The sequence below is a fragment of the Pseudomonas sp. HLT2-19-2 genome (assembly GCF_054898005.1).
Map to the genome: position 1 here is coordinate 679,361 of NZ_CM142712.1, position 20,502 is coordinate 699,862.

General features: G+C 59.0%; 14 protein-coding genes. 11 read left to right on the top strand and 3 right to left on the bottom strand.

Annotated features, from left to right (window positions below):
* Positions 1-76 precede the first annotated feature (76 nt).
* Together ACYZTU_RS03235 and ACYZTU_RS03240 are read right to left on the bottom strand one after the other, a co-directional pair.
* A complete protein-coding gene (locus ACYZTU_RS03235; RefSeq protein WP_461967965.1) occupies positions 77-433 on the bottom strand; it encodes a hypothetical protein in 357 nt (118 codons plus the stop codon).
* 299 nt (positions 434-732) lie between these two features.
* Positions 733-3,174 (bottom strand): penicillin-binding protein 1A, encoded by a 2,442-nt coding sequence (locus ACYZTU_RS03240; protein ID WP_461970945.1) that lies wholly within the window; start codon positions 3,172-3,174, stop codon positions 733-735.
* Between the two features lie 217 nt (positions 3,175-3,391).
* Here ACYZTU_RS03240 and ACYZTU_RS03245 point away from each other — a divergent pair, with 217 nt between their 5' ends.
* From ACYZTU_RS03245 to hemE, 11 genes are all read left to right on the top strand, one after another.
* Positions 3,392-4,456 (top strand): pilus assembly protein PilM, encoded by a 1,065-nt coding sequence (locus tag ACYZTU_RS03245; protein WP_461967967.1) that lies wholly within the window; start codon positions 3,392-3,394, stop codon positions 4,454-4,456.
* Positions 4,456-5,022: a PilN domain-containing protein gene (locus ACYZTU_RS03250; protein WP_461967969.1), complete on the top strand. Its 567-nt coding sequence runs from the start codon at positions 4,456-4,458 to the stop codon at positions 5,020-5,022. Before ACYZTU_RS03245 ends, ACYZTU_RS03250 begins: the two co-directional genes overlap by 1 nt.
* Positions 5,019-5,642: a type 4a pilus biogenesis protein PilO gene (pilO, locus tag ACYZTU_RS03255; RefSeq protein WP_461967971.1), complete on the top strand. Its 624-nt coding sequence runs from the start codon at positions 5,019-5,021 to the stop codon at positions 5,640-5,642. Before ACYZTU_RS03250 ends, pilO begins: the two co-directional genes overlap by 4 nt.
* Positions 5,639-6,166 (top strand): pilus assembly protein PilP, encoded by a 528-nt coding sequence (locus ACYZTU_RS03260; protein ID WP_461967973.1) that lies wholly within the window; start codon positions 5,639-5,641, stop codon positions 6,164-6,166. The genes pilO and ACYZTU_RS03260 overlap by 4 nt, the downstream gene beginning before the upstream one ends.
* Positions 6,167-6,179: 13 nt before the next feature.
* Entirely contained in the window at positions 6,180-8,267 is a 2,088-nt protein-coding gene (gene pilQ / locus ACYZTU_RS03265) for a type IV pilus secretin PilQ (RefSeq protein ID WP_461967975.1), read from the top strand.
* Positions 8,268-8,271: 4 nt separating this feature from the next.
* Positions 8,272-8,790 carry a shikimate kinase AroK gene (aroK, locus tag ACYZTU_RS03270; protein ID WP_150763399.1) on the top strand — a complete coding sequence of 173 codons (519 nt, stop codon included), beginning with the start codon at positions 8,272-8,274 and terminating at the stop codon, positions 8,788-8,790.
* Between the two features lie 151 nt (positions 8,791-8,941).
* Positions 8,942-10,042 (top strand): 3-dehydroquinate synthase, encoded by a 1,101-nt coding sequence (aroB, locus tag ACYZTU_RS03275; RefSeq protein ID WP_461967977.1) that lies wholly within the window; start codon positions 8,942-8,944, stop codon positions 10,040-10,042.
* Positions 10,043-10,052: 10 nt separating this feature from the next.
* A complete protein-coding gene (locus ACYZTU_RS03280; protein WP_461967979.1) occupies positions 10,053-11,636 on the top strand; it encodes an AAA family ATPase in 1,584 nt (527 codons plus the stop codon).
* A gap of 350 nt (positions 11,637-11,986) precedes the next feature.
* Positions 11,987-16,432: a glutamate synthase large subunit gene (gene gltB / locus ACYZTU_RS03285; protein WP_461970947.1), complete on the top strand. Its 4,446-nt coding sequence runs from the start codon at positions 11,987-11,989 to the stop codon at positions 16,430-16,432.
* A gap of 33 nt (positions 16,433-16,465) precedes the next feature.
* Positions 16,466-17,884, top strand: a complete 1,419-nt coding sequence (locus ACYZTU_RS03290) for an FAD-dependent oxidoreductase (protein ID WP_461967981.1) — start codon at positions 16,466-16,468, stop codon at positions 17,882-17,884.
* A 107-nt stretch (positions 17,885-17,991) separates the two neighbouring features.
* The gene (gene hemE / locus ACYZTU_RS03295; protein ID WP_282379892.1) at positions 17,992-19,059 is read left to right on the top strand and encodes a uroporphyrinogen decarboxylase; all 1,068 of its coding nucleotides are present in this window, start codon (positions 17,992-17,994) and stop codon (positions 19,057-19,059) included.
* A 44-nt stretch (positions 19,060-19,103) separates the two neighbouring features.
* On the opposite strand, the gene ACYZTU_RS03300 is transcribed toward hemE, so the two are convergent.
* Positions 19,104-20,441, bottom strand: coding sequence for an IS4 family transposase (locus ACYZTU_RS03300; RefSeq protein WP_461967963.1), 1,338 nt, complete (start codon positions 20,439-20,441; stop codon positions 19,104-19,106).
* Between the last annotated feature and the right edge of the window lie 61 nt (positions 20,442-20,502).

The following is a 20,502-nucleotide window of genomic DNA, read 5'->3' on the forward strand; positions in this document are numbered from 1 at the left end:
CGGGGTTTTTTAGTTGTGGCGAGCGTATCAAAAGCCTGAATTACTAGTTATTAATTTGGGTTGGCGCTAATCGCCTTTACCAAAAGCTGTACTTTGGAGCAGAGCCGCGCCCATAACTGTAATTCTCCGGACTTTTGGGGTCACTGCTTGATTTGGATGTTCGCACAACCTTCCAGTTGTCGTGTTGGCGAACGCCCGAGCTTGTGTAGTCTGCGTAAAAAACCCAATTATCACGTTCAGTTTGAAACGTAAGTTCTGTGCGTTTTGTGTCGTTATTGAAGTTGAAGTAGGCGTCTCCTTTGTAATCTTTTTCTACATAGTTTCCTACTCTATTTATCAGCCTCCAAGAGAGCTTTCCTGAGCCTTCGTCAGCGTTGGAAATACCCAGCATAAATCTGTCGCGATCCGAATAGAACTCTCCGTTTACGCTCATTTTATATAATCCTTCTGAAGTGGCTTTATATGTGCAGATGAATTATGAGGGGGAGAGTATGGAGAGGTAACTGTCACAATTGACAGTTTTTTATAGTTTATTGGTATATGTAATTCTGTGTTATTTTGATTTTGGTATAAAAAGCCGCTGTTATTTGATTTTTTTCTCATCATTAACATCGGATACATCAGCTTTATGATGTTGCTCTATTAGAGCGTCGTCAAAAATCATGGACTTTCCTAATCGTAAAAAAGCCACCGCGCTTCTCATGAAGGCGGGGCTTTCTGTTGGCGCTGAGATCAGAACAAATCGATCGGCGCCGCTTCATCCGCTGGCAGTGGGCTGCCCGGCGCAGTGCCGTTGCCCAGCTCGTTCGCCGACGGTGGCGTGTCTTCGGCCTTGAACAGCTCGAAGTAGGCGCCTGGCGTGCCTGGGGTGGCTGCACGGCCGCTAATCGGGTCGACTCGCAGGCTGAGGATGCCTTCCGGCTCTTGCTGCGTATGGGGCGGCATGTCTTTGAGTGCGGCGCCCATGTAGCTCATCCAGATCGGCAGGGCGACGGTGCCGCCGAACTCCTTGCGACCCAGGCTTTCAGGCTGGTCGAAACCGGTCCAGACGGTCGTTACATAATCGGCGTTGTAACCCGAGAACCAGGCGTCCTTGGATTCGTTGGTGGTACCGGTCTTGCCCGCGATGTCGCTGCGGCCCAAGGCGAGGGCGCGGCGACCGGTGCCGAGTTTGATCACGTCCTCGAGCATGCTGTTGAGGATGTACGTGGTGCGGCCATCGACGATGCGCTCGGCCACGGCCGGCGTTTGCGGCGCTGGCTGGGCAGTCAGGTTTTCACCCGGGGTTGCGTTGACGGTGAAGGCGTTGGCCGCGACAGGGGCGGCGATGCCGTCGGTGGCGACGTCGCCTTTCGGGACGCTCGGCGGGTTGGCGACGAACAGCGTGTCGCCATTGCGGCTTTCGATCTTGTCGATGATGTAGGGGGTGATCTTGTAGCCGCCATTGGCGAAGGTGCTCCAGCCCGTGGCGATTTCCATTGGCGTCAGTGTCGCGGTGCCCAGGGCCAGGGACAAGTTGCGTGGCAAGTCCTGCTTGTTGAAGCCGAACTTGCTGATGTAATCAATGGTGCGGTCGACGCCCAGCGCCTGCAGCAAGCGGATCGACACCAGGTTGCGCGACTTGTAGAGCGCTTCACGCATACGGATTGGGCCGAGGAAGGTGTTGGTGTCGTTCTTCGGACGCCAGACCTTGTCCAGGTACTCGTCGACGAACACGATCGGTGCGTCGTTCACCAGGCTGGCGGCGGTGTAGCCGTTGTCCAGCGCGGCACTGTAGACGAACGGCTTGAAGCTCGATCCCGGCTGGCGCTTGGCCTGCATCGCGCGATTGTAGTTGCTCTGTTCAAAGGCGAAACCGCCGACCAGGGAACGAATGGCACCGTTCTGCGGGTCGAGGGAAACCAGTGCGCCCTGAGCCTGCGGGATCTGGCTGAATTTCAGTGAATTGTCTGGCTGACGCTGTACCCGAATCAGGTCGCCGACCTGGGCGACGTCCGACGGCTGCTTCGGATTGGCACCCATGCTGTTGGTGTTCAGGAACGGACGCGCCCATTTCATGCTGTCCCAACCGACCTGTTCGTCACCGGTACGGGTCATCACTTGTAGGCCGGTCTTGTCGACCTGAGTGACGATGGCAGGCTCAAGGCTGCTGATGGTGCGCTGCTTGGTCAGCTCGGTTGTCCAGGCCTCGCGAGTCTTGCCCGGCAGGCGCGACTCCGGGCCGCGATAACCATGACGCTGGTCGTAGGTCATCAAACCTTCGTGGACCGCAGTGTTGGCCATTTCCTGGAGGTTGCTTGGCACCGTGGTGGTGACGCGGAAACCCTCGGTATACGCGTCGCTGCCATAACGACCGACCATTTCGGCGCGGGCCATTTCAGCGATGTACGGTGCATTCACTTCCGGGGTCGGCACGTGATAGCTGGCGTTCAGCGGCTCGTTGATCGCCGTGGTGTAGTCGGCTTCGGTGATCTTGCCGAGCTTGTACATGCGCCCAAGGATCCAGTCGCGACGTTCCTTGCTGCGGGTTGGGTTGGCCAGCGGGTTAAAACGCGAAGGGGCTTTTGGCAGGCCGGCGATCATCGCCATCTGCGCCAGGCTGACGTCACGAATCGATTGGCCGTAATAAACCTGTGCGGCGGCTTCGATGCCGTAGGCGCGGTTGCCCAGATAGATCTTGTTGACGTAGAGCTCGAGGATCTCGTCCTTGGTCAGCTGCCGTTCGATCTGCAAGGCCAGGAGAATTTCGGTGGTTTTGCGCGAGAAGCTGCGTTCGCTGGTCAGGAAGAAGTTCTTCGCCACCTGCATGGTGATGGTGCTGCCGCCGGACTGGATGTGTCCGCTTTTTACCAACTGGGTGGCCGCGCGCATCAAGCTGCCAGGGTCGACGCCATAGTGGTTGGCGAAATTGTCGTCTTCAGCACTTAGTAACGCATTAATGAAATTGGGGGGAATGTCGGCGAAACGGATCGGTGTACGGCGCATTTCGCCAAATTCTGCGATCAACTTGTTGTCGCTGCTGTAGACCCGCAAAGGAATCTGCAACTGGATGCTTCTCAGCGCCTCCACGGACGGCAAGCCCGGACTAAGGTAGAGAAAGGCGCCGCTAAGACCGAGGAGCAGTCCGCAGAAAACGGCGACGATGGACCATCCGAAAAATTTCAGCAGACGAATCAAGGCTTTTGAACATCCAGGGCAAAGAATGAATGAGGCATCAGGGTTCAGATAACAGGGAACGACCCGCGCTTGAAGTAAAAACCGGAAAAAAGCGCTGGGCATTATAAGCATTTTTCTGTCTAGGGCGTCATTTGCGCTGCTGTCAAGACGGGTGGTTTGAACGCAACTGATATTACAGAGTCCGTAAGACACGGATAGTCATAGGGAATTGCTAGTGCTAGGACTCTTCAATAAAAAGGCCAATACGCTTCTAGGGATCGACATCAGCTCCACGTCGGTAAAGCTTCTGGAGTTAAGCCGCCAGGGCGACCGTTATCGGGTCGAGGCCTATGCGGTGGAGCCTTTGCCCGCCAATGCGGTGGTCGAAAAAAATATCGCCGAACTCGAAGGCGTGGGGCAGGCACTCGCGCGGGCGTTGCTCAAGGCCAAAACCAGCCTCAAGAACGTGGCTGTGGCTGTGGCCGGTTCGGCGGTGATCACCAAGACCATCGAGATGGATGCCGGTCTTTCCGACGACGAGATGGAAAACCAGCTGAAGATCGAGGCCGATCAATACATCCCTTATCCATTGGACGAAGTAGCCATCGACTTTGAGGTCCAGGGTGTTTCCGCGCGCAACCCCGAGCGAGTCAATGTGCTGCTGGCGGCCTGTCGCAAGGAAAACGTCGAGGTCCGGGAAGCGGCCCTGGCTTTGGCGGGCCTGACGGCGCGCGTGGTTGACGTCGAGGCCTATGCGCTGGAGCGTACTTACGGATTGCTGGCGGGGCAACTGGCTACTTCTCAGGAGCGTTTGACAGTAGCGGTGGTCGACATCGGTGCGACCATGACCACCCTGAGCGTGCTGCACAAGGGACGAATCATTTACACCCGCGAACAATTGTTCGGCGGTCGTCAACTGACGGAGGAAATCCAGCGACGTTATGGGCTGACGCTTGAGCAGGCCGAGTTGGCGAAGAAGCAGGGCGGTTTGCCTGACGATTACGTCAACGAGGTGTTGCAGCCGTTTCGCGATGCGCTGGTGCAGCAGGTGTCGCGCTCGTTGCAGTTTTTCTTCGCCTCCGGTCAGTACAGCTCGGTTGATCACATCCTGCTGGCCGGGGGTACAGCGTCGGTTTCGGGGCTGGATCGGTTGATCGAACTGCGATTGGGCACGCCGACGCAAGTGGCCAACCCTTTCTCCGACATGGCCCTGAGCAGCAAGGTCAACGCCGGAGCCCTGGCCAACGATGCGCCGGCACTGATGATCGCCTGCGGTCTGGCCCTCAGGAGTTTCGACTGATGGCGCGGATCAATCTTTTACCCTGGCGTGAAGAGCAGCGTGAAGCACGCCGCAAACGCTTTTTGCTGGCGCTGGTCGGTGTGATGGTGGGGGCAGTGGGCGCGGTGCTGATCGCGAACCAGGCCATTAATGGCGCCATCGATCGGCAAGTTGCTCGTAATGACTACATCGGAAAACAGATTGCCGTGGTCGACGAGCGAATTAAACAGATCAGCGATTTGAAGGCTCGTCGCCAGCAACTGGTCGAGCGCATGCGCATCATCCAGGACCTGCAAGGCAACCGTCCAATCAGCGGGCGGATCTTCGATCAGTTAGCGCGTACCTTGCCGGAGGGAGTGTATTTCACCGAGGTGAAAATGGCCGGCAAAACCCTGTCCATTACCGGCGCGGCAGACTCCAACAATCGGGTTTCGGACCTGATGCGTAATCTGGATGCGTCGGACTGGTTCAATGCGCCGACCTTGACGGAAGTCAAAGCGACCACTGCTGGTCAGCTGGATCAGGCCAACGTCTTTCAATTAACCGTTCGTCAGACTCAGCCCGCCGCTGCGGAGGGCGGTCAATGACTCCGTCTGAATGGTTTGAGGGACTGCGCAAGATCGACATCAACGACCTGGACACCAATAACATGGGTTCCTGGCCGCCAGCCATCAAGGCGCTGGCGGGCATTCTGCTGATGATCCTGGTGCTTTCGTTGGGCTACAGTTTTTCCATCAGCGACCTTCAGGGCCACCTCGATCTCAAGCGCGAGGAAGAGTCGACCCTCAAGGAGCAATTCGCCAATAAAGCCCACATGGCGGCGAATCTGGAGCTGTATACGCAGCAGATGAAGCAAATGGAGAACTCCTTTGGCGTGCTGCTGCGGCAATTGCCCAGTGACACCGAAGTGCCAGGCCTGCTGGAGGACATTACTCGCACCGGCCTGGGCAGTGGCCTGGAATTCGAAGAGATCAAACTGCTGCCAGAGGTCACGCAGCCGTTCTACATCGAGTTGCCGATCCAGATCACCGTTACCGGTGCCTATCACGACTTGGCCACCTTCGTCAGCGGCGTAGCCGGGCTGCCACGGATTGTCACCCTGCACGACTTCGACCTTGCGCCGGCCAACCCGGAAGGTGGTCCGAAGTTGCGCATGAGCATCCTTGCCAAGACCTACCGCTACAACGACAAGGGGCAGCAAAAATGAGCCCGATTCGTTGCTTTTCGATGGTTGTGTTGGTCGCCGGCCTGGGCGGTTGTGGCAGCGACAATGACTTCAGCGACCTGGACGCCTACATGAACGAAATGCGTTTGCGTGCGCCCGGCAAGATTGAACCAACGCCGACATTCCGGTCTTACCCAACATTCACCTACAACGCCGCCAACCTGCGAAGCCCGTTTTCCCCACAAATCAGAGTTGATCTGGCTGGCCAGAAGCACGGCTCACGCAATGTCAAACCTGACCCTGATCGGGTCAAGCAGTACCTCGAAGGTTTCAACATCGAGCAGTTTGAAATGGTCGGAACGATCGCCAATGCGACCGGCTCCTTTGCGCTGGTGCGCGGGGCGGGTGGGGTGCATCGGTTGAAAGTCGGCGATTACCTGGGGCGTAACGATGGGCGGATCGTCGCCATCAGCGGCTCGCAGGTCGATGTGGTCGAAATCGTTCCCGACGGCCAAGGCGCCTGGCTGGAGCGGCCGCGGACCATCCCTTTGAAAGAGCACTCATAGTGGAACTCGAATAATGAACAGGATTTTCTCAACCTTCGGTATTGCGCTATGGATAGCGTTGCTGTCGCCGATGGTACAAGCGGCCAACCTCAAAGCGCTGGATGTTGCGGCGCTGCCGGGGGACCGCGTCGAGTTGAAGTTGTCGTTCGATGGGCCGCCACCGCCGCCCCACGGTTACACCACGGAACAACCGGCTCGGATTGCGCTGGATCTGCCGGGCGTAGTCAGTCAGTTAAAAAGCAAAAATCGTGACCTGGGCGGTGGAAATGCCCGCAGCGCCATGGTGGTGGAAGCCAAGGACCGCACGCGGCTGATCATCAATCTGACCCAGTTGACCCCGTATAACGCACGGGTCGAAGGCAACAATCTGTTCGTGGTGGTCGGGCAAGGAGCCAACAAATCGGCCTCTAGCCCAGCGCCGAAAATGCAGCGCGCCGCGATTGCAACGCCAGCCCCGGCGAAAGCCTATGCGCCGGTAGGCAAGGCCATTCGGGGTGTGGATTTCCAGCGCGGCACTCAGGGCGAGGGCAATGTGGTCATCGATCTGTCGGATCCTTCTATCGCCCCGGACATTCAGGAGCGCGACGGCAAGATCATCCTCGGTTTTGCCAAGACCCAATTGCCTGAGCCGTTGCGTGTGCGTCTGGACGTCAAGGATTTCGCCACGCCGGTGCAGTTCGTCAACGCCAGCGCCACCGGTGATCGGGCCACGATCAGCATTGAGCCCAGCGGCGCCTTCGATTATTCGACGTACCAGACCGACAACAAGCTGACCGTCAGCATTCGGCCGATGACCGTCGATGACTTGCACAAGCGCAACACTGAACGTTTTGCCTACACCGGTGAAAAACTCTCGTTGAATTTCCAGGACATCGATGTGCGTTCGGTGCTGCAACTGATCGCCGATTTCACCAATCTCAATCTGGTCGCCAGCGACACAGTGCAGGGCGGCATCACGCTGCGTTTGCAGAATGTACCGTGGGATCAGGCACTGGATCTGGTGTTGAAAACCAAGGGTCTGGATAAACGCAAGATCGGTAACGTTTTACTCGTGGCGCCGGCCGATGAAATTGCCGCCCGGGAGCGTCAGGAATTGGAGTCGCAGAAGCAAATCGCCGATTTGGCGCCCCTGCGTCGCGAGCTGTTGCAGGTGAATTACGCCAAAGCTGCCGATATCGCCAAGCTGTTCCAGTCGGTGACCAGTGCCGAGGCAAAAGCCGATGAGCGGGGCTCGATCACGGTTGATGAGCGGACCAACAACATCATTGCCTACCAGACCCAGGATCGCCTCGACGAACTCCGCCGTATCGTCGCGCAACTGGATATCCCGGTGCGTCAGGTGATGATCGAAGCGCGCATCGTCGAAGCCAACGTCGACTATGACAAAAGCCTCGGCGTGCGCTGGGGCGGTTCGTTGCAGAACAAGGGCAACTGGAACACATCAGGCGTCAGCAACGGGGCTAACGCTTCGTCGACCATAGGCACGCCCGGCAGCACCAGCACCAACTCGCCGTTCGTCGACCTGGGCACCGCCGCCAACACCTCGGGGCTCGGCATTGCCTTCATCACCGACAATGTGCTGTTGGACCTCGAGCTGACGGCCATGGAGAAGACCGGCAACGGCGAAATTGTCTCGCAGCCCAAGGTGGTCACGTCGGACAAGGAGACCGCGAAAATCCTCAAGGGCACGGAGATTCCCTACCAGGAAGCCAGCTCCAGCGGCGCGACCTCGGTGTCGTTCAAGGAAGCCTCGCTGTCTCTGGAGGTGACGCCGCAGATCACCCCGGACAACCGGATCATCATGGAGGTCAAGGTCACCAAAGACGAACCGGACTACCTGAACAAGGTGCAGGATGTACCGCCCATCAAGAAAAACGAGGTCAATGCCAAGGTCCTGGTCAACGACGGCGAGACCATCGTGATTGGCGGAGTTTTTTCAAACACTCAGAGCAAGGTTGTAGATAAGGTGCCATTTCTCGGTGATGTGCCGTATCTTGGCCGCCTTTTCCGGCGTGACGTGGTTTCGGAGAAAAAATCCGAGCTGCTGGTATTTCTCACTCCGCGTATCATGAAAAACCAGGCGATTGCTGTGAGTCATTGATTCTGTGCGAAATTTGATTCTTGTTGGACCGATGGGGGCTGGAAAAAGCACCATCGGCCGGTTGCTGGCCAAAGAGCTGCGCCTGCCATTCAAAGATTCCGATAAGGAAATTGAATTGCGCACGGGCGCCAATATCCCGTGGATTTTCGATAAGGAAGGCGAACCGGGCTTTCGTGACCGCGAGGAGGCGATGATTGCCGAGCTATGTGGCTGCGACGGCGTGGTGCTGGCGACCGGTGGCGGCGCGGTGATGCGCGAGGCAAATCGTCGGGCGTTGCACGCCGGTGGTCGAGTGGTCTATCTGCATGCGTCGGTCGAGCAGCAGGTGGGCCGCACTTCCCGTGATCGCAATCGACCACTGTTGCGCACTGCCGATCCGGCCAAGACCCTTCGGGATCTGCTGGCGATTCGTGATCCGCTTTATCGGGAAATCGCCGATCTGGTGGTGGAAACCGATGAGCGGCCGCCGCGAATGGTGGTGCTCGATATTCTCGAACGCTTGCAGCAGCTACCTCCCCGTTAATGCGCAGTGCGAAATGCGCTATCCTCGGCGTCCTGTCACAGCCGCTCAAGGTTGTGGCGGATGGCTACCGAACGGCTTCACACCAACAGACGCCGTGGACATTCGTTAACTCAAGGCAGGACGCCTGATTCCATCTTCACTGTGGGGACACATGCAGACACTCAAGGTCGAACTAGGCGAGCGCAGCTACCCGATTCATATTGGCGAAGGTTTGTTGGATCAGCCTGAACTGCTGGCTCCGCATATTCGCGGGCGGCAAGTGGCGATCATCTCCAACGAGACCGTTGCGCCGCTCTATCTTGAACGTCTGACCCGCAGCCTCGCACCGTTCTCGGTGGTTTCTGTGGTGCTGCCCGACGGCGAAGCCTTCAAGACCTGGGAAACCCTGCAGCTGATTTTCGACGGTCTGCTGACCGCACGACACGACCGCCGTACCACGGTGATCGCCCTCGGTGGCGGCGTGATTGGTGACATGGCCGGTTTTGCTGCCGCCTGCTACCAGCGTGGTGTCGATTTCATCCAGGTTCCGACCACGCTGCTGTCGCAAGTCGACTCTTCGGTGGGCGGCAAGACTGGGATCAACCACCCCCTGGGGAAGAACATGGTCGGCGCTTTCTATCAGCCGAACGTGGTGCTGATTGATACCGCTACCCTCAATACCCTGCCGGCCCGCGAACTGTCCGCCGGGCTTGCCGAGGTGATCAAATACGGGCTGATCTGCGACGAGCCGTTCCTGACTTGGCTGGAAGAAAACGTCGATCGCCTGCGCGCCCTGGACCAGGTCGCCCTGACTTACGCCATCGAGCGCTCCTGCGCGGCCAAGGCTGCGGTGGTCGGTGCCGACGAACGGGAGACCGGTGTTCGCGCCACGCTCAATCTGGGTCACACCTTCGGCCACGCCATCGAAACCCATATGGGCTATGGTGTGTGGCTGCATGGTGAAGCTGTCGCTGCTGGCACCGTAATGGCCTTGGAAATGTCCGCACGTCTGGGCTGGATCAGCGAACAAGAGCGCGATCGCGGCATTCGTCTGTTCCAACGTGCAGGCCTGCCGGTCATCCCGCCTGAAGAGATGACTGAAGCCGATTTTCTCGAACACATGGCAATTGACAAGAAAGTGATTGACGGTCGTTTGCGCCTGGTGCTGCTGCGCCACATGGGCGAAGCGGTGGTGACCGACGATTATCCGAAAGAGGTTTTACAGGCCACGCTGGGAGCGGATTACCGCGCTCTGGCTCAGCTTAAAGGTTAATAAGATCCCGATGACTAGTTTGCACGCCGACGAGGCTTTCCTCGGCCATTACCAGTTGAGTCATGACCCTTTTGCTCCACGGGTACCTGGCTTCAAATTCTTTCCGGCCCAGCGCAAACCGGTGCTGGGACAACTGCATCACCTGGCACGCTACAGCCAGTTGCTGTTGGTCGTCACTGGCCCGCAAGGCAGTGGCAAGACGCTGTTGCGCCAGGCCCTGGTGGCCAGTACCAACAAACAATCCGTGCAGAGCGTGGTGGTTTCCGCCCGTGGCGCTGGCGATGCGGCTGGCGTGCTGCGTCAGGTTGCTCAGGCGCTGAACGTCGCCCAGGCCGAGATCGGCGCGATTCTGGCTCAAGTGGTGCAACTTGCGCTCACGGGGCAGGAAGTCTATTTGCTGGTGGATGACGCCGAGCAACTCGACGAGTCCGCGCTGGAAGCCTTGCTGGCCTTGGCCGCCGGTGCACCGGAAGGTCGCCCGCATGTGTTCCTGTTCGGCGAGTCGTCGCTGATTGCTCAACTGGAGGCGCTGACCCTCGAGGAAGAGCGGTTCCACGTCATCGAGTTGCAGCCCTACACCGAAGAAGAAACCCGCGAATATCTGGACCAGCGGCTCGAAGGCGCCGGTCGGGGTATCGAACTTTTTACCGCAGATCAGATCTCTGATATTCACGAAAGCTCCGACGGTTGGCCTGGCACCATCAACCAGGTCGCCCGCGATGCAATGATCGAAGCCATGATTGCCAGCCGCTCAGCGGTCAAGCGTCCAAGTATGGGGTTCAACATGCCGAAGAAACACGTATTGGCGATTTCCGCCGTCGTCGTGGTCGCGGTAGCCGCCGCCTGGTTGATGCCGGGTCGCAGCAAAGCACCGACTACGGGTGCACCTGCCAACGAACAGGCGCAATTGCCGCTCGGCCAGGGCACGCCACAACCTAACAGCGCCGGCGCGCCTGCCGTCGAATTCGCCGGTAACTCGCAACCGATGCCATTGCCGCTGGTCGGCAACTCGCAGCCGGTCATGCGCGGTCCGCTGGCCGAAGCCGCCGGTGGCATCACCGAAGGCGACGACGGCGTGCCGGTCGAAGGTTCCAGCGCTACGCCGCCAACCGTGACCACCACCGCGCCGCCAGCAGGTCTGTCGGCCGGTCCTGCACCGACGCCAGCCGCCAAGCCTGTGCCTGCGCCGACTCAGGTCGCTACGGCCAAGCCAGCCCCGGCGCCTGCCGTGAAGCCTGCGCCAGTGGTTAAACCAGCGCCGGTGATCAAGCCTGCCGAGAAACCAACCACCGTGGCCAAGGCCGCCGGTGGCACCTGGTACGCAGGGCAAGCGCCGGGTAACTACGTGGTGCAGATCCTCGGCACCAGCTCTGAAGCGGCCGCGCAATCTTTCGTCAAGGAGCAGGGCGGCGAGTACCGTTATTTTAAGAAAGTCCTCAACGGCAAGCCGCTTTACGTCATCACTTACGGTAGCTTTGCCAACCGTGATGCAGCCCTTACTGCCATCAAGGCCTTGCCAGCGAAGGTTCAGGCTGGTAAACCTTGGCCTCGCACTGTCGCCAGCGTCCAACAGGAACTGGCAACAACTCGCTGAAGATTCGGCGGCCTTACCCAGGCCGCCTCTCCCGGCACCTCAAAATTTCTACAAGCGCATGCCGTCTTTACAGACCGCGTGCCTTGTGGTGTCTGCGTCACAGTAGTCTTTGAGTCGTTGCAGTCAGAATTAAAAAAGTTTTGACTAGCACAGCATATCGCTTTAAACCTTTCACAAATGCGACATAGATTTGCGACAGTTCGTCGTCAAATTTGTGAGCCCCTGTGTCGGTGTGTACAATGACCTCCCTTTTGCCCCCGCAAAGCTGACGAACGTTCGGCGTGGATGGCAAGTGGTTGAATTGAAAAGAAATTTGCCTCGTTAAGAGGCAGCCTGGTGAGAAAGTGTCTATGAAAGCAGGTCTGTACCAACCAGATGAATTCAAGGATAACTGCGGTTTCGGCCTGATAGCCCATATGCAGGGCGAGCCCAGTCATACCCTTTTGCAAACGGCCATCGAGGCCCTGACCTGCATGACCCACCGCGGTGGGATCAACGCCGACGGCAAGACCGGTGACGGTTGCGGTCTGCTGATTCAAAAGCCGGATGTATTCCTGCGAGCCATCGCCCAGGAAACCTTCGGCGTCGAACTGCCCAAGCAATACGCTGTGGGCATGGTCTTCTTCAACCAGGACCCGGTTAAAGCCGAGGCCGCTCGCGAGAACATGAACCGCGAGATCCTGGCCGCCGGTCTGCAACTGGTCGGCTGGCGCAAAGTGCCGATCGACACCAGCGTCCTCGGCCGCCTGGCCCTCGAGCGCCTGCCGCAGATCGAGCAGGTGTACATCGGCGGTGAAGGCCTGAGCGATCAGGACATGGCAATCAAGCTGTTCACCTCCCGTCGTCGCTCGTCCGTGGCCAACGCCGCCGACGCCGATCACTACATCTGCAGCTTTTCGCACAAGACCATCATTTATAAAGGCCTGATGATGCCGGCGGATCTCACCGCCTTCTATCCAGACCTCAGCGACCAGCGCCTGCAAACCTCGATTTGCGTGTTCCACCAGCGCTTCTCCACCAACACCCTGCCGAAATGGCCGCTGGCTCAGCCGTTCCGCTTCCTCGCCCACAACGGCGAGATCAACACCATCACCGGCAACCGCAACTGGGCCGTGGCCCGTCGCACCAAGTTCACCAACGACTTGATGGACCTGGAAGAACTCGGCCCGCTGGTCAACCGCGTTGGTTCCGACTCCTCCAGCATGGACAACATGCTTGAGCTGATGGTTACCGGTGGCATCGACCTGTTCCGTGGCGTGCGGATGATCATTCCGCCTGCGTGGCAGAACGTCGAAACCATGGACCCGGATCTGCGTGCATTCTACGAATACAACTCGATGCACATGGAACCCTGGGACGGCCCGGCCGGCGTGGTAATGACCGACGGTCGTTACGCGGTGTGCCTGCTCGACCGTAACGGTCTGCGTCCGGCGCGTTGGGTCACCACCAAAAACGGGTTCATCACCCTGGCGTCTGAAATCGGTGTCTGGAACTACCAGCCTGAAGACGTGATCGCCAAGGGCCGTGTCGGGCCGGGCCAGATTTTTGCCGTGGACACCGAAACCGGTCAGATCCTCGACACCGACGCCATCGACAACCGCTTGAAGTCGCGTCATCCGTACAAGCAATGGCTGCGCAAGAATGCCCTGCGCATCCAGGCGACCATGGAAGACAACGACCACGGTTCGGCGTTCTACGACGTCGACCAGCTCAAGCAATACATGAAGATGTACCAGGTCACTTTCGAAGAACGTGACCAAGTGCTGCGTCCGCTCGGCGAGCAAGGCTACGAAGCCGTTGGCTCGATGGGCGACGATACGCCGATGGCCGTGCTGTCCCAGCGTGTGCGCACGCCGTACGACTATTTCCGCCAGCAGTTCGCGCAGGTCACCAACCCGCCGATCGACCCGCTGCGTGAAGCCATCGTCATGTCGCTGGAGATCTGCCTCGGTGCCGAGCGCAACATCTTCCAGGAGTCGCCGGAACATGCCTCGCGCGTGATCCTCAGCTCGCCGGTCATTTCGCCGGCCAAGTGGCGCTCGCTGATGAACCTCGATCGTCCGGGCTTCGAGCGCGCGATCATCGACCTCAACTACGACGAAAGCGTCGGCCTCGAAGCGGCGATCCGCAACGTCGCCGATCAGGCTGAAGAGGCTGTGCGCTCCGGTCGTACCCAAGTCGTGTTGAGTGACCGTCACATTGCCCCGGGCAAGTTGCCGATCCACGCTTCCCTGGCCACCGGGGCGGTGCACCACCGCCTGACCGAAAAAGGCCTGCGTTGCGACTCCAACATCCTGGTAGAAACCGCGACGGCTCGCGACCCGCACCACTTCGCGGTGTTGATCGGTTTCGGCGCCTCGGCGGTCTATCCGTTCCTGGCCTACGAAGTGCTGGGCGACCTGATCCGTACCGGTGAAGTACTGGGCGACCTCTACGAGGTGTTCAAGAACTACCGCAAAGGCATCACCAAAGGTCTGCTGAAGATCCTGTCGAAGATGGGCATCTCGACCATCACGTCGTACCGCGGTGCACAGTTGTTCGAAGCCATCGGCCTGTCTGAAGAAGTCTGCGAGCTGAGCTTCCGTGGCGTACCGAGCCGCATCAAAGGTGCGCGTTTCGTCGACATCGAAGCCGAGCAGAAAGCCCTGGCTGCCGAAGCCTGGAGCCCGCGCAAGCCGATCCAGCAGGGCGGTTTGCTGAAGTTCGTCCACGGTGGCGAATATCACGCGTACAACCCGGACGTGGTCAACACCCTGCAAGCCGCTGTGCAGCAGGGCGACTACAGCAAGTTCAAGGAATACACGGCGCTGGTCGACAACCGTCCGGTGTCGATGATCCGCGACCTGTTCAAGGTCAAAACCCTGGACACGCCGCTGGACATCAGCGAGATCGAACCGCTGGAGTCGGTACTCAAGCGCTTTGATTCCGCGGGCATCTCCCTCGGCGCATTGTCGCCGGAAGCTCACGAAGCCCTGGCCGAAGCCATGAACCGCCTCGGTGCGCGTTCCAACTCCGGCGAAGGCGGCGAAGACCCGGCGCGCTACGGCACCATCAAGAGCTCGAAAATCAAGCAAGTGGCGACAGGCCGTTTCGGTGTAACCCCGGAATACCTGGTCAACGCTGAAGTGCTGCAGATCAAAGTCGCCCAAGGCGCCAAGCCCGGCGAAGGTGGTCAACTGCCAGGCGGCAAGGTCAACGGTCTGATCGCCAAGCTGCGTTACGCAGTGCCGGGCGTGACCCTGATTTCGCCGCCGCCGCACCACGACATCTACTCGATTGAAGACTTGTCGCAGCTGATTTTCGACCTGAAACAAGTCAACCCGAAGGCCCTGGTCTCGGTGAAGCTGGTAGCAGAAGCAGGCGTCGGCACCATCGCCGCCGGTGTGGCCAAGGCCTACGCGGACTTGATCACCATCTCCGGCTACGACGGTGGCACCGGCGCATCGCCGCTGACCTCGATCAAATACGCGGGCGCTCCGTGGGAACTCGGCCTGGCCGAAACTCACCAGACCCTGCGTGGCAACGATCTGCGCGGCAAAGTCCGGGTACAAACCGACGGCGGCCTGAAAACCGGCCTCGACGTGATCAAGGCTGCGATCCTCGGCGCTGAAAGCTTCGGCTTCGGCACCGCGCCAATGATCGCGCTGGGCTGCAAATACCTGCGCATCTGCCACCTGAACAACTGCGCCACTGGCGTTGCGACTCAGAACGAAAAGCTGCGCAAGGACCACTACATCGGGACCGTCGACATGGTGGTGAATTTCTTCACCTACGTCGCTGAAGAAACCCGTGAGTGGCTGGCCAAACTGGGCGTGCGCTCCCTCGAAGAGCTGATCGGCCGTACCGATCTGCTGGACATCCTCGAAGGCCAGACCGCCAAGCAGCAACACCTGGACCTGACGCCGTTGCTGGGCAGCGATCACATCCCGGCAGACAAACCTCAGTTCTGCCAGGTTGAGCGCAACCCACCGTTCGACAAAGGCCTGCTGGCCGAGAAAATGGTCGATATGGCCACCTCGGCCATCAACGACATGAGCGGCGCTGATTTCGCCCTGGATATCTGCAACTGCGACCGTTCGATCGGCGCGCGGATCTCTGGTGAAATCGCTCGCAAACACGGCAACCAAGGCATGGCGAATGCGCCGATCACCTTCCGCTTCAAAGGGACGGCCGGTCAGAGCTTCGGCGTGTGGAACGCTGGCGGCCTGCACATGTACCTGGAAGGCGACGCGAACGACTACGTCGGCAAAGGCATGACCGGCGGCAAGCTGGTTATCGTTCCGCCGAAGGGCAGCGTCTACAAGACTCAGGACAGTGCGATCATCGGCAACACCTGCCTGTACGGCGCCACTGGCGGCAAACTGTTCGCCGCCGGTACCGCGGGCGAGCGTTTCGCGGTGCGTAACTCCGGTGCTCACACCGTGGTGGAAGGCACTGGCGATCACTGCTGCGAGTACATGACCGGTGGTTTCGTCTGCGTGTTGGGCAAGACCGGTTACAACTTCGGCTCAGGCATGACCGGCGGTTTCGCCTACGTGCTCGACCAGGACAACACTTTCGTTGACCGGGTCAACCACGAACTGGTGGAAATCCAGCGGATCAGCGGTGAGACGATGGAAGCCTATCGCAGCCACCTGCAACGCGTGCTGAACGAATACGTCGCGGAAACCGACAGCGAGTGGGGCCGTAACCTCGCTGAAAACCTCGATGACTATCTGCGTCGTTTCTGGCTGGTCAAGCCCAAGGCTGCCAACCTGAAATCGTTGCTTTCCAGCACCCGTGCCAACCCGCAGTGATATGCGCCTGAAGAGTTTGATGAGGTTTTAACAATGGCTGAACGTCTGAATAACGACTTCCAGTTCATCGATGTCGGGCGCAAAGATCCGAAGAAGAAACTGTTGCGTCAACGCAAGAAAGAGTTCGTGGAGATCTACGAACCCTTCAAACCCCAGCATTCGGCCGATCAGGCCCACCGCTGCCTGGGTTGCGGTAACCCGTATTGCGAATGGAAGTGCCCGGTGCACAACTTCATTCCGAACTGGCTGAAACTGGTGGCCGAGGGCAACATCCTTCAGGCCGCCGAGCTGTCGCACCAGACCAACACCTTGCCGGAAGTCTGTGGCCGGGTATGCCCGCAGGATCGTCTGTGCGAGGGTGCCTGCACCCTCAACGACGGTTTTGGCGCAGTGACCATCGGTTCGGTCGAGAAGTACATCACCGACACCGCATTCGCCATGGGCTGGCGCCCGGACATGTCCAAGGTCAAGCCGACCGGCAAGCGTGTCGCGATCATCGGCGCAGGTCCTGCGGGCCTGGGGTGTGCCGACGTGCTGGTGCGTGGCGGCGTAACCCCGGTGGTGTTCGACAAGAACCCGGAAATCGGTGGTTTGCTGACCTTCGGTATCCCCGAGTTCAAGCTTGAAAAGACCGTGCTGAGCAATCGTCGCGAAGTCTTCACCGGCATGGGCATCGAGTTTCGCCTGAACACCGAAGTGGGCAAGGACGTGACCGTCGAGCAACTGCTCGAAGAATACGATGCCGTGTTCATGGGCATGGGCACCTACACCTACATGAAGGGCGGCTTTGCCGGTGAGGACCTGCCGGGCGTGCATGACGCGCTCGACTTCCTGATCGCCAACGTCAACCGCAACCTGGGCTTTGAAAAGTCGCCGGAAGATTTCGTCGACATGAAAGGCAAGAAGGTTGTGGTGCTCGGTGGCGGCGACACGGCGATGGACTGCAACCGTACATCGATTCGCCAGGGTGCCAAGTCGGTGACCTGCGCTTATCGTCGTGACGAAGCGAACATGCCGGGCTCGCGCAAAGAGGTGAAGAACGCCAAGGAAGAAGGCGTGAAATTCCTCTACAACCGCCAGCCGATTGCCATCGTCGGTGAAGACCGCGTTGAAGGCGTGAAGGTGGTCGAGACCCGTCTCGGCGAACCGGACGCCCGTGGCCGTCGCAGCCCCGAGCCGATCCCGGGTTCCGAAGAGATCATTCCGGCCGACGCCGTGGTCATCGCCTTCGGTTTCCGTCCAAGCCCGGCGCCGTGGTTCGAACAGCACAGCATCCAGACCGACAGCCAGGGCCGCGTCGTGGCACCGGAACAAGGTCAGTACAAGCACCAGACCAGCAACCCGAAAATCTTCGCCGGTGGCGACATGGTTCGCGGTTCCGACCTGGTGGTAACGGCGATCTTCGAAGGCCGCAACGCCGCCGAAGGGATCCTGGATTACCTGGGCGTCTGATCGTTTCACCGCGACAAATTGACCCGATAGACAAAAGGCACGGCTCTTGCCGTGCCTTTTGCGTCGAGCTCTGAGAAAATGCCCGTACTTTTTTTCCGGATGCCGACATGACTGCCCTGAAGAACGACCGTTTCCTTCGCGCCCTGCTCAAGCAACCCGTAGACGTCACGCCTGTCTGGATGATGCGTCAGGCCGGTCGCTACCTGCCGGAATACCGCGCCAGCCGTGCCAAGGCCGGTGATTTCATGAGCCTGTGCATGAACCCGGAGTTTGCTTGCGAAGTCACGATGCAACCGCTCGACCGCTACCCACAACTGGACGCGGCGATCCTTTTCTCCGACATCCTGACCATCCCGGATGCTATGGGCCAAGGCCTGTACTTCGAAACCGGTGAAGGTCCGCGCTTCAAGAAAGTCGTCAGCACCCTGGCCGACGTCGAAGCCCTGCCGATCCCTGATCCGCACAAAGACCTCGGCTACGTCATGGACGCGGTCAGCACCATCCGCCGCGAACTGAACGGTCGCGTGCCGCTGATCGGCTTCTCCGGCAGCCCATGGACCCTGGCCACTTACATGGTCGAAGGCGGTTCGTCGAAAGACTTCCGCAAGACCAAGGCCATGCTCTACGACAACCCGCAAGCCATGCACTTGCTGCTGGACAAGCTCGCGCAGTCGGTCACCAGCTACCTCAACGGCCAGATCATGGCTGGCGCGCAAGCGGTGCAGATCTTCGACACCTGGGGCGGCAACCTCTCGTCTGCGGCGTATCAGGAATTCTCCCTGGCCTACATGCGCAAGATCGTCAGCGGCCTGATCCGTGAACACGAAGGCCGCAAGGTACCGGTCATCCTGTTCACCAAGAACGGCGGCCTGTGGCTCGAAAGCATCGCCGACGCTGGCGCTGATGCCCTTGGCCTGGACTGGACTTGCGACATTGGCGAAGCCCGCCAGCGTGTCGGCAACAAAGTCGCCCTGCAAGGCAACATGGACCCGACCGTTCTCTACGCGAAACCAGAAGCCATTCGCACCGAAGTCGGCCGAATCCTCGCCAGCTATGGCAAGGGCAGCGGTCACGTGTTCAACCTCGGCCATGGCATCACGCCTGAAGTCGATCCGGAACACGCTGGCGCCTTCCTGCGCGCGGTGCATGAACTGTCGGCGCAGTATCACGAGTGATCGTCGCCCGATAAAAAAACGCCCGGCTGATGCCGCAATGCTGTTCACTTAAGCGGAGCAGCTTTGCGGTTAACCGGATACCGGGTTTTTGACATCTTCACCGCCCTGGGCCTCGCCGGTCTGGGGCGTTTTGTTATGAAAAGCACACCGATGCTGCCGCGAAGCTCTTCCAGACGTCTTGGTGTGTGTGACGGCGACACTGCTCCAGCCATGACGACGAGATGGCTGGCGATGTGCCGACAGGCAAACTTGAAACTCACTTCGCTCGGCGCTCGCTTATGAGCAACCGCCGCCTGGCTGGCTTCCCGACGTACCACGTTGTAAGCCAGTAACAGTCCCCACAACTCTTGATACACCAGATCCACGGTCTTGCTGCGCAGGGTCAAGGCATTGTCTTGCATCGAGCTTTTGATATCCCTGAAGCCCAGCTCTATTTCCCATCGCTCGTGATAAAGGCTGGCGATCTGTTCGGCGCTGAAGTGTGAGGCCGGCAGCGAGGTGAAGACGGTTTTTTCTTTCCCTTCGACTTCATAGGTGACGGCCCGTACTTGCCAGTACTCAGGCAAAAGTGGGTTCTTCTTGCGTGCCTGCGGCGAGACTTTCATCTGTACCAGGTAATCACCATCGCCGTAGTGTTCAATCTCTGTACGAACCGTACCTTTGCGCTCCGGGATCATCCAATGCCGGTTTCTCTCAGTACTTTGGATGCTCAACAACAAGTCTGCACTGAAAAAACCTTTGTCCAGCAGTGTCACCGAATGATTGGGTATGGTCTCGACGAAGTCCTTGGCCAGCGGGATTTCGCCCTTGCGGTAAGGGCTGATAGCCGCATTGGCGATGATGTGAGAGCGGGCGTTCATCAGCGCAACAAGGCGCAGCACCGGATAGGGAGTTTGACGCTCGGAGGAGGTATTGCCGGAGCCAAAATGTTCGCGCAATGATGACGTTTCCGGGGTTCGAAACAAGGCACCGTCGACGGCAAAAACCTGAAGGCCGTGCCAGTCGTCTTGCGGGTAGCGCTCGTATCCCCAGGTATTGGCGCACTGCTGAAACAGCCAGGCCACGGGCTGGTTACCCAGGCGCTGGCGCGCCTGAGACAGGCCGCTTTTGGCCAAAAGCACTTCATTGGCAAGGCCGTCGGCACAGATATTGAGTCGGCGAGCGACCTCAACTATTGGCTCTCCTCTGAAAAGCGCCATCCCCACTACCAGCCAAAGGACCATGTCCGAAGGCAGGCGTCGACGTCGGATAGTCGCTTTGTCCGCCAGAGCGGCCGCAGCGGTGATCCAATCCTGAGGAATGTGATCGGTGAACACCTCAAGGCGTGAGAGTGGCTGTTCAGCGAAGTCCAGAACAGCACTTAAATCCTGAGCAACAGACATAAAAAATCCGGAATCCTTATCAGATTCCGGATTTTCCTGCTGCCTGAGAATTAGTCAACAA

What these genes read in the sequence shown, in the direction of transcription:
- ACYZTU_RS03235 (WP_461967965.1), bottom strand. Translation starts at nt 433, where the DNA reads ATGAGCGTAAACGGAGAGTTCTATTCGGATCGCGACAGATTTATGCTG.
- ACYZTU_RS03250 (WP_461967969.1), top strand. Translation starts at nt 4,456, where the DNA reads ATGGCGCGGATCAATCTTTTACCCTGGCGTGAAGAGCAGCGTGAAGCA.
- pilO (WP_461967971.1), top strand. Translation starts at nt 5,019, where the DNA reads ATGACTCCGTCTGAATGGTTTGAGGGACTGCGCAAGATCGACATCAAC.
- ACYZTU_RS03260 (WP_461967973.1), top strand. Translation starts at nt 5,639, where the DNA reads ATGAGCCCGATTCGTTGCTTTTCGATGGTTGTGTTGGTCGCCGGCCTG.
- pilQ (WP_461967975.1), top strand. Translation starts at nt 6,180, where the DNA reads ATGAACAGGATTTTCTCAACCTTCGGTATTGCGCTATGGATAGCGTTG.
- aroB (WP_461967977.1), top strand. Translation starts at nt 8,942, where the DNA reads ATGCAGACACTCAAGGTCGAACTAGGCGAGCGCAGCTACCCGATTCAT.
- ACYZTU_RS03280 (WP_461967979.1), top strand. Translation starts at nt 10,053, where the DNA reads ATGACTAGTTTGCACGCCGACGAGGCTTTCCTCGGCCATTACCAGTTG.
- gltB (WP_461970947.1), top strand. Translation starts at nt 11,987, where the DNA reads ATGAAAGCAGGTCTGTACCAACCAGATGAATTCAAGGATAACTGCGGT.
- ACYZTU_RS03290 (WP_461967981.1), top strand. Translation starts at nt 16,466, where the DNA reads ATGGCTGAACGTCTGAATAACGACTTCCAGTTCATCGATGTCGGGCGC.
- hemE (WP_282379892.1), top strand. Translation starts at nt 17,992, where the DNA reads ATGACTGCCCTGAAGAACGACCGTTTCCTTCGCGCCCTGCTCAAGCAA.
- ACYZTU_RS03300 (WP_461967963.1), bottom strand. Translation starts at nt 20,441, where the DNA reads ATGTCTGTTGCTCAGGATTTAAGTGCTGTTCTGGACTTCGCTGAACAG.